The 8,158-nt window shown below is 64.9% G+C and carries 8 protein-coding genes; 3 read left to right on the forward strand and 5 right to left on the reverse strand.

Translation table 11 applies throughout. From position 1 onward, the window contains the following. Positions 1-764 (reverse strand): tRNA1(Val) (adenine(37)-N6)-methyltransferase (locus ACSLE4_RS05140; protein WP_435903404.1); only part of this gene is annotated, 764 nt, incomplete at its 3' end. Then, positions 736-969, reverse strand: a complete 234-nt coding sequence (locus ACSLE4_RS05145) for a DUF2007 domain-containing protein (RefSeq protein ID WP_435903405.1) — start codon at positions 967-969, stop codon at positions 736-738. The genes ACSLE4_RS05145 and ACSLE4_RS05140, both read right to left, overlap by 29 nt. Positions 970-1,068: 99 nt before the next feature. Between ACSLE4_RS05145 and ACSLE4_RS05150 the strand changes: the two genes are divergently transcribed. Then, positions 1,069-2,085, forward strand: coding sequence for a polyprenyl synthetase family protein (locus ACSLE4_RS05150; RefSeq protein ID WP_435903406.1), 1,017 nt, complete (start codon positions 1,069-1,071; stop codon positions 2,083-2,085). Between the two features lie 2 nt (positions 2,086-2,087). On the opposite strand, the gene ACSLE4_RS05155 is transcribed toward ACSLE4_RS05150, so the two are convergent. The 3 genes from ACSLE4_RS05155 to ACSLE4_RS05165 all read right to left on the reverse strand — a co-directional run bounded on the left by ACSLE4_RS05155 (position 2,088) and on the right by ACSLE4_RS05165 (position 6,550). Next, positions 2,088-2,966, reverse strand: a complete 879-nt coding sequence (locus ACSLE4_RS05155) for a 4-(cytidine 5'-diphospho)-2-C-methyl-D-erythritol kinase (RefSeq protein ID WP_435903411.1) — start codon at positions 2,964-2,966, stop codon at positions 2,088-2,090. Continuing rightward, positions 2,963-4,726, reverse strand: coding sequence for a tetratricopeptide repeat protein (locus tag ACSLE4_RS05160; RefSeq protein ID WP_435903407.1), 1,764 nt, complete (start codon positions 4,724-4,726; stop codon positions 2,963-2,965). Before ACSLE4_RS05160 ends, ACSLE4_RS05155 begins: the two co-directional genes overlap by 4 nt. 159 nt (positions 4,727-4,885) lie before the next feature. Then, complete coding sequence (locus ACSLE4_RS05165; RefSeq protein ID WP_435903408.1) at positions 4,886-6,550, reverse strand: electron transfer flavoprotein-ubiquinone oxidoreductase; 1,665 nt, start codon at positions 6,548-6,550, stop codon at positions 4,886-4,888. A 147-nt stretch (positions 6,551-6,697) separates the two neighbouring features. Here ACSLE4_RS05165 and ACSLE4_RS05170 point away from each other — a divergent pair, with 147 nt between their 5' ends. Together ACSLE4_RS05170 and moaB are read left to right on the forward strand one after the other, a co-directional pair. Beyond that, entirely contained in the window at positions 6,698-7,510 is an 813-nt protein-coding gene (locus ACSLE4_RS05170; protein WP_435903409.1) for a uracil-DNA glycosylase, read from the forward strand. Between the two features lie 120 nt (positions 7,511-7,630). Next, a partial coding sequence (moaB, locus tag ACSLE4_RS05175) for a molybdenum cofactor biosynthesis protein B (protein ID WP_435903410.1) occupies positions 7,631-8,158 on the forward strand: 528 nt, incomplete at its 3' end.

Genomic DNA, 8,158 nt, shown 5'->3' on the forward strand with positions numbered 1-8,158 from the left:
GCCTCGGCGTGCCCCGTATAGGCTCCATCCGGTCCATGCAGGACCAGTCCCGAGAGGAGCCGTAGGCCGGCGCGGCTGCCTTTATGTCCCTGCACGATGACGCGGACCGCAGGCTCCGTTGCCTTGGGAAAGAGCGGAAAGACGGCAAGATCGCCGAACCGGTCCTGGAGCAAATCCAAGAGCCCGCCGAGACAGTCGGCCCGGTGGATCACGGTCAACGTGCCCTTCGGCGCGGCCATGGTGGTGAGAAATCGCACCCAGCGCCCTAGCTCGCCCCGCGGCATGACATGCGCGGCGGCCCGTGACGCGTTTGGCGCCGCCCGCACGGCGCCCTCCATATAGAAGGGTGGATTGGCCATGACCTGGTCGTAGCCTTCTCGGATAAGCCCGGCGGCGGCCAAGTCCTTGGCGGGCCCGGTGACATCCGCCCGGATTGCGGCGAACCGGTCCGGCACGCCATTCCGCGCCGCATTCTCCGCCGCAAGCGCGCATTGCCGCTCATCGATCTCAACCGCGGTCACGCTGGCCTTTGGAACCCGCGCCAGGAGGCAGAGCCCCGCGACGCCGACGCCGGCACCGGCATCGAGCACGGAATCGCCTGCTTGCGCGCCCACGGCGGCGGCGAGCAACACCGCGTCGCTGCCGGCACGATGGCCGGTTTTCGGCTGGAGGACAGTCAGACGACCGCCGAGGAAGTCGTCGGTGGTGGTGGCGCCCATTTTGCCGGGCGGGCAGCTAGGCTTTGTCTTCGCCTTTAAGGTCATGACCGACACCGGCCTCGGTGAGCAAGTTGCGTGCCTCATCGATGCAATCTTCCTCCACCAGGACACGTCTTGGCAGGATCCCGATAGAGCCCTCCATCACGCTCATATTGGTGTCGAGCACGATGAAGCCGATCTCGGCCTCGTTCAGGAGCGCGCTGACAAAAGACAGAAGCACGGGGTCGTTCGAGCGCAACAATTCTTTCATGGCCCAATATGGCTCCCAGTCCTCGGCACCTTGACCTTCACGGGGGACAGAAGACAATAGCTCGGCTATAAGCCTTCCGGCACTTTAGGAGACTGACCCTTGGGAGTTGTCGTCAAACTTTCCGGCCCGCGCGATCCGAGTGCGAGCCTCGCGCCGCTCGTCGCGCTTGTCGAGGAAGATATGGCGCATGTCAACCGCATCATCCTGGACCGGGCCCGCTCCAATGTCGCTCTGATTCCCGAGCTCGCGCGGCACCTGATCGACTCCGGGGGAAAACGCCTGCGCCCGATGCTGACCATCGCCGCCGCCAAGCTCTGCGGCTATGAGGGCGATGGCCATGTGCGGCTCGCGTCCTCCGTGGAATTCATGCACACCGCCACCCTGCTGCACGACGACGTGGTGGATGAGAGCAGCCTGCGCCGGGGCAAGATCGCGGCGCGACTTCTGTGGGGCAACGAGGCCAGCGTGCTCGTCGGCGACTATCTGCTCGGCCAAGCCTTCAAGATGATGGTCGATGTCGGTTCGCTCGGCGCCTTGCGCATCCTGTCGGATGCGGCGGCGATCATCGCCGAGGGCGAGGTGATGCAGCTTATCACCGCCAACAATACCGAGACGACCGAGGACGATTATCTCGCGGTGATCGACGCCAAGACCGCGGCCTTGTTCGCGGCGGCGTCGGAAGTGGGCGCGGTGATCGCCGAACGCCCGAAGTCCGAGGCGGCGGCCTTGCGCTCCTATGGCCGCAATCTCGGCCTCGCCTTCCAGCTCGTGGACGACGCACTCGATTATTCGGGCGAGCAATGGACGCTCGGCAAGAGCGTCGGCGACGATTTCCGCGACGGCAAGATTACCCTGCCCGTCGTGTTGAGCTACCGGCGCGGCAACAAGGAAGAGCGCGCGTTCTGGGAGCGCACGCTGAAAGAAGGCCAAGTCGGCGAGGACGATCTCGCCAAGGCGATCGACCTGATCGCACGGCACAACGCACTCGCCGACACCATGGAGCGTGCCCGCCATTACGGCGCGATCGCCCGCGACGCGCTTGCCATCTTCCCCGACGGCCACATCAAGTCGGCGCTGCAAGACGCTATCGAGTTCTCGGTCGACCGGCCGTTCTAAGCTTATCCGGCTTTCGGGTCGCCGAGCATGCTCGCGGTGATCCACCAGTCGGGCTTGCTTTGGGCCAGGACCGTGGCGGCGCGGAGCGCGGCGCGCGGCGTGGCGAAGACAGCAAAGCAGGTGGCGCCGCTGCCAGACAGGCGCACCAGCCGCGCGCCATCCAACCGCCGCAGCGCCGCGAGTGCCTGGCCAACCTCCGGCGCAAGACGGGCCGCGACAGGTTCAAGGTCGTTACCGCGTTGGCTCGCATATTCGATGAGCCTGTCGAAATCGCCGGCGAAGTCGAGAGGCGGCGTGCCGTCGGGCGCCGCGTCGAGCGGCGGGGCACTAAGCGCGCCATAGACGTCCGCCGTTGAAAGTCCCACGCCCGGATTGGCGAGCACCACGCCGCAAGGGGGAAAGCCGCGCACAGGGTCCACGATCTCGCCGCGGCCGGTGATGAGCGCCGGCGCGCTCTTAAGGCACACGGCCACGTCGGAGCCGATCTCAGGCGCCAGCGCGGCGGCCGCAGCCTCCGTCAGCACCCCTTCGTTGGCGCGGACGATCAGCCGCAACGCCGCAGCGGCATCCGCCGACCCGCCGCCGATGCCTGCCGCGACGGGAAGCGTCTTGACCAAGCGGAAGCGTCCGAGCGTGAGGTCTGGGATTTGTGCCTTGGCGGCTTTGGCCGCGACCACAATGAGGTTGCCCCCGTCGAGCGCCGTGGCGAACGGGCCCTCGATGCGAAGATCGAGCCCGTCTTGCGGCGTGAACTCGACGGTGTCGCCGACGCCGGCGAAGGCGACAAGACTGTGCAATTCGTGAAAGCCGTCGGCCCGCCGGCCCAAGACCTCTAGCGTGAGGTTGAGCTTGGCCCAGGCGATGTCGCGAAGCGCATCTATCGCGGGGTCTTCTGGTCCGTTTGGCCGGTGCCGGCCGCGGCCTTGGTCGCGGTGGACTCTTCCAGCCCCGAAGCGATCTTCTCGTGCAGAGTCTTTTCCTGATCGGGCTCGGGCTCCAGCGACAGGGCCTGCTCCCACTGATATTTCGCTTCGAGGGTACGGCCTACGCGCCAATAAGCGTCGCCCAGATGATCGTTGATGATCGGATCGTCGGGCCTGAGCTCGACCGCGCGCTCCAGTTGCTCGACCGCCGCCGGCATATTGCCGAGCCGGTAATAGGCCCAACCGAGGCTGTCGACGTAGTAGCCGTCATCCGGCTTCAGCTTCACGGCCTGACGGATGTATTCCATGGCCTGTTTCAGGTTCATGCCCTGATCGACCCAGGAATAGCCGAGGTAGTTCAGAATGAGCGACTCCTCGGGATTGAGCTCGAGCGCCAGCTTGAAATCGGCCTCGGCCGCCGGCCAATCCTTCAGCCGCTCATTGCAGACGCCGCGCGAATAATAGAGCGCCCAGTTCTGCTTGGCCGGCTTGTCGATGAGCGCCACCGCACGGGAATAATATTCCTTCGCCTCGCCGTAGCGCTCATGGGCGCGCAGGATATTGCCCAGCGCATCGAGAGGCCTGATGTCCTTCGGGTCCGCGGCGATGATCTTCTCGAGAAGCGCCTTCGCCTCGTCGACCTTTTCCAGAGAGTTTAGCGCGAAGGCCTTCTGGATCTGCACATTGACCCAAAGCGGCGAGGACTCGGGGATGTGATCGAACGCCGCGATCTCGGCGTCGTACTTCTTCGCGGTCTCGTAGGCTTCGGCAAGCGCGACATAGGCCAATGGGAAGTCCGGCTTCAGATGAATCGCGAACTGAAGGAAGACGATGCCCATGTCGAGGCCGCCTTCGCCGGCGAGCGCATCGCCAATGCCGTAGAACACCTCGGCGAGACCGTCCGCGGGCGTAGCCGCCATGAAGTCCGGCGTCTCGCCGTTCTCGATCTGTACCAGCAGCGCCTCGGACAGCGGATGCGGCGCCGCCTTGGCGATATGCGTCTTGATCGTCTCGATAGCGAGCTCGCGGTCGTTGCCGTTCAAGGCATGGCGCGCGAAGGCGTCAGCGACGCGAAGCGTGGTCGGGTTCCGCTTGAACGCTTGGATGTAGGACTTGCGCGCGAGCTGATGACGGCCGGCGACGTCGGCGATGAGCGCGCGATGATAGCGCTGATAATACTGGGCCCAATCGGCGCTGCTCAGGGTATCGAGGGTGGCAAACGCCTCTGTGTGCTTGCCGGCGGCCTCCTGGACCCAAGCGCGGGCAAGCGTCGAGGTGAGATCGGCGATGGGACCTTGACGCGCCGCGGCGAAATGCTCGTCGGCCTTCGCATAGTCGCCCTGCTTGAAGGCGTCGATACCAAGCAAGAATTGGGCGATGCGGTGAGATGGTTCGGCCTTGACCAGCTCCGCGGCAAGCTCGTTGGCACGAGCCCAATGGGCGGCCGCCGTCTCGAGCAAGAAGGTCTGTTCGAGAATAACCTCGTTCTCAGGATCGCCGGCCAGGGCCTTGGAATAGAAATCGGCGGCGGCGATCGTGTCGTGACTGCCGCGGGCGACGCGGCCCGAGAGGTAATTGCCGAGAAGCGTGCCCGTCTCCAGGCTGCCAGCGTCTGAACGAATGACCTCGGAATAGGCGGCAGGCGCTGCGAGGATCGTAACGAGGAGGAGAGACCTCCACGCCCATTTGCGCAGCGGTGCCCTATTAGGATTCATCATATTGTCGGTCCGGCTGTCCGCCGCCCCAGTGCTTGTTGGTCCCGCGAAGCAAGGTTAAGTGCTTTTCCCGACCCTGCAAACCAGCTTTTTGCGGGCGAAACGCGGCGCGTTTATGGCCCCAACGCGCGTAACTGAAGCGATGACCCCAGGTCCGCGCGGCTACATATTGGCGTAGTTCGGCCCGTCGCCGCCCTCCGGCGGCACCCAATTGATGTTCTGCGCCGGATCCTTCACGTCGCAGGTTTTGCAGTGGACGCAGTTCTGCGCATTGATCTGGAAGCGCGCCGTGCCCCCCTCCTCCACCACCTCGTAGACCGCCGCGGGACAATAGCGCTGGGCCGGCTCGGCATACTCGGGCAGGTTCTGCTCGATGGGGATCGAAAGATCGGCGAGCACAAGATGCACCGGCTCGTCCTCGTCGTGATTTGTGTTCGACAGGAACACCGAGGAGAGGATGTCGAAGGACAGCGTGTTGTCCGGCTTCGGGTATTCGATGGGCTTCGATTCGGCCGCCGTGTCCAGGCTCGCGAAGTCGGGCTTCTTGTGCTTCAGCGTGTGGCCGAGGAACGGGAAAATCGTGTTCAGCCACATGTCGATACCGCCCAGCATGACACCGAGACGGGTGCCGAAGCGCGACCAGAGCGGTTTCACGTTGCGGACCTTCTTCAGCTCCTTGGCGAGCGAGCTCGATTGAAGCGCTTCCGGATAGGCTTCGAGCACGTCGCGGGCGCGGTCCGCCTGAACGGCGTCGAAGGCCGCTTCCGCCGCCATCATCCCCGACAGCATGGCGTTGTGAGAGCCCTTGATGCGCGGCACATTCATAAAGCCCGCGCAGCAGCCGATCAGCGCGCCGCCAGGGAACACGAGCCGCGGTATAGCCTGCCAGCCACCCTCGGTCAGCGCGCGAGCGCCATAGGCGATGCGCTTGCCGCCTTCGAGATGCGCTCTGATGCGCGGGTGGAGCTTGGAGCGCTGAAACTCCTTGAAAGGATTGAGATAGGGATTGGCGTAGTCGAGATGGACGACGAAGCCGACCGACACCAGGTTGTCGCCGAAATGATAGAGGAAGGAGCCGCCGCCGGTGTCGTCCGCGAGCGGCCAGCCCATGGTGTGCTGGACCAGCCCCGGCTTGTGCTTCTCGGGCGGAATCTCCCACAGCTCTTTCAGCCCGATGCCGAATTTCTGCGTGCCGCTCTCCCGGTCCAAGTCGTATTTCTTGATGAGCTGCTTCGTGAGCGACCCGCGCGCGCCCTCGGCGAGCAGCGTGTACTTGCCGGTGAGCGCGATGCCGGGCGTGTAGCTGTCCTTGTGGCTGCCGTCGCGGGCCACGCCCATGTCGCCGGTGATGACGCCCTCGACCTCGCCTCCCGCACCGATGATCGCCTCGGTCACGGAGATGCCGGGATAGACCTCGACGCCGAGCGCTTCGGCCTGCTCGCCGAGCCATTTGGTGAGATTACCGAGACTGCCGGTATAGCAACCGTGATTGCTCATGAGCGGCGGCATGAAGAGGTTGGGGAGGCCGATGCCCCCGCTGTCGGAGGTCAGATAATAGAAGCGGTCCTCGGTGACCTCGGTCTTGAGCGGCGTATCCTTGTCGCGCCAATCGGGAATGAGCTTGTCGAGCGCCACGGGATCGATCACCGCGCCGGAGAGAATGTGGGCGCCGACCTCGGAGCCCTTCTCCAAGACGACGACGGAGACCTCCTTGTCCTTCTCGGCGGCGAGCTGCTTCAACCTGATGGCGGCCGCGAGGCCTGCGGGCCCTGCGCCGACGATCACCACATCGAACTCCATGGTCTCCCGTTCGACTTGATCGCTCATCTCACCTCTTTCATTCCAACGACTTAGCCATGCCTGCCCGCCCCGCAGCCACGGCAAATCGGTGCTAAAATCGCTGACGCCCAGCAGCGACGCATTGCCCGAATGGGCCGGGCAATGACAAATAGAGGATCAACACGGGCATCGCAAATGACTGGAAGCCAAGCAAAAGCCGCCGCCGACCTGCTTGAGTGGTACGCGGCCATGGGCGCCGACGAGGCGATTCTGGAGGCGCCGGTCGACCGCTTCGCCGCGCCGGAGCCAAGCGCCGAGCCGCAAGCCGAATACCGTGCGCCCCGCGCGCCTCGCATAGAACTGCGCGCGGACGCACCCGCGCCGCGCGTGAAATCCCGCGCCGCCCCCGTAGACTCGCGTCCCGCCCCCGCATCGCTCGAGGCGGCGAAGACCCTGGCCGAGCTCGAGGCGCTGGTCGGCCAGTTCGAGGGCTGCGCGCTCAAGCGCACGGCGAAGAACACCTGCTTCGCCCGCGGCAGCACCTCCGCCAAGATCATGCTGAGCGGTGAAGCGCCGGGCCGCGACGAGGATCTGCAAGGCACGCCTTTCGTCGGCCGGGCCGGGAAGCTGCTCGACCGCATGCTCGCCGCCATCGGGCTCGACGAAACGCAAGTCTACATCACCAACACGATCTATTGGCGCCCGCCCGGCAACCGCACGCCGACGGCGCTGGAGATGCAGGCCTGCGCGCCGTTTTTGTCGCGGCAGATCGAGCTGCTCTCGCCGGAGGTGCTGTTAGTGCTCGGAGCCCCGGCGGCGAAGGCCATCCTCGGCGAGCCCGGCATCATGCGCGCGCGCGGCAAGTGGAAGATCTATCGCTGCGGCGACCGCGACATTCCCACCCTGGCGACGCTGCATCCCGCCTATCTGCTGCGGAAGCCGGAAGAGAAGCGCTATGCCTGGCGCGATTTGCTGATGCTGAAAGAGAGATTAGAGAGTTTGACCTAACCGCGTCGTCGCCCGGCTCGACCGGGCGACCCCGTAAACATCACCGTGCATCAAAACGGAGGCCAGTGATTACTGGATGCCCGCTTTCGCGGGCATGACACTCAGAGAAAGAAGTGAGATATGACCGCCCGCATCGACGAGAGCCGCCCCTTCATTCCCGTGCGCATCGCCGTGCTCACGATCTCCGACACGCACACGCCGAAGACGGACAAGTCCGGCCCGCTGCTCGTCAGCATGATCACGGACGCCGGCCACGCGGTGGCGGAGCACGCGGTCGCCCCGGACGACGAGAAAGAAATCCGCAAACAGGTCAAGGCGTGGATCAAGGACAGAGGAGTCGACGTGGTCATCACCACGGGCGGCACGGGCTTTACCGGACGCGACGTCACGCCGGAAGCCGTGCGGCCGCTCTACGACAAGGAGATCGACGGCTTCTCCACCCTGTTCCACATGCTGAGCTATCAGACCGTCGGCACCTCGACCGTGCAATCCCGCGCTTGCGGCGGTCTCGCCAAAGGCACGCTGATCTTCTCGCTGCCGGGATCGCCGGGCGCATGCGAGGACGCGTGGAACAGCATCCTCAAATTCCAATTGGATAACCGCCACCGCCCCTGCTCGTTCATCGAGATCATGCCGCGCTTGCAAGAA

This window comes from Methyloceanibacter sp., assembly GCF_051306395.1.
In the GTDB taxonomy this organism is placed as follows: domain Bacteria; phylum Pseudomonadota; class Alphaproteobacteria; order Rhizobiales; family Methyloligellaceae; genus Methyloceanibacter.

Bases quoted from the DNA above. Each gene is read 5' to 3' on its own strand.
- ACSLE4_RS05165 (WP_435903408.1), bottom strand. From the start codon at position 6,550: ATGAGCGATCAAGTCGAACGGGAGACCATGGAGTTCGATGTGGTGATC.
- ACSLE4_RS05145 (WP_435903405.1), bottom strand. From the start codon at position 969: ATGAAAGAATTGTTGCGCTCGAACGACCCCGTGCTTCTGTCTTTTGTC.
- ACSLE4_RS05170 (WP_435903409.1), top strand. From the start codon at position 6,698: ATGACTGGAAGCCAAGCAAAAGCCGCCGCCGACCTGCTTGAGTGGTAC.
- ACSLE4_RS05160 (WP_435903407.1), bottom strand. From the start codon at position 4,726: ATGATGAATCCTAATAGGGCACCGCTGCGCAAATGGGCGTGGAGGTCT.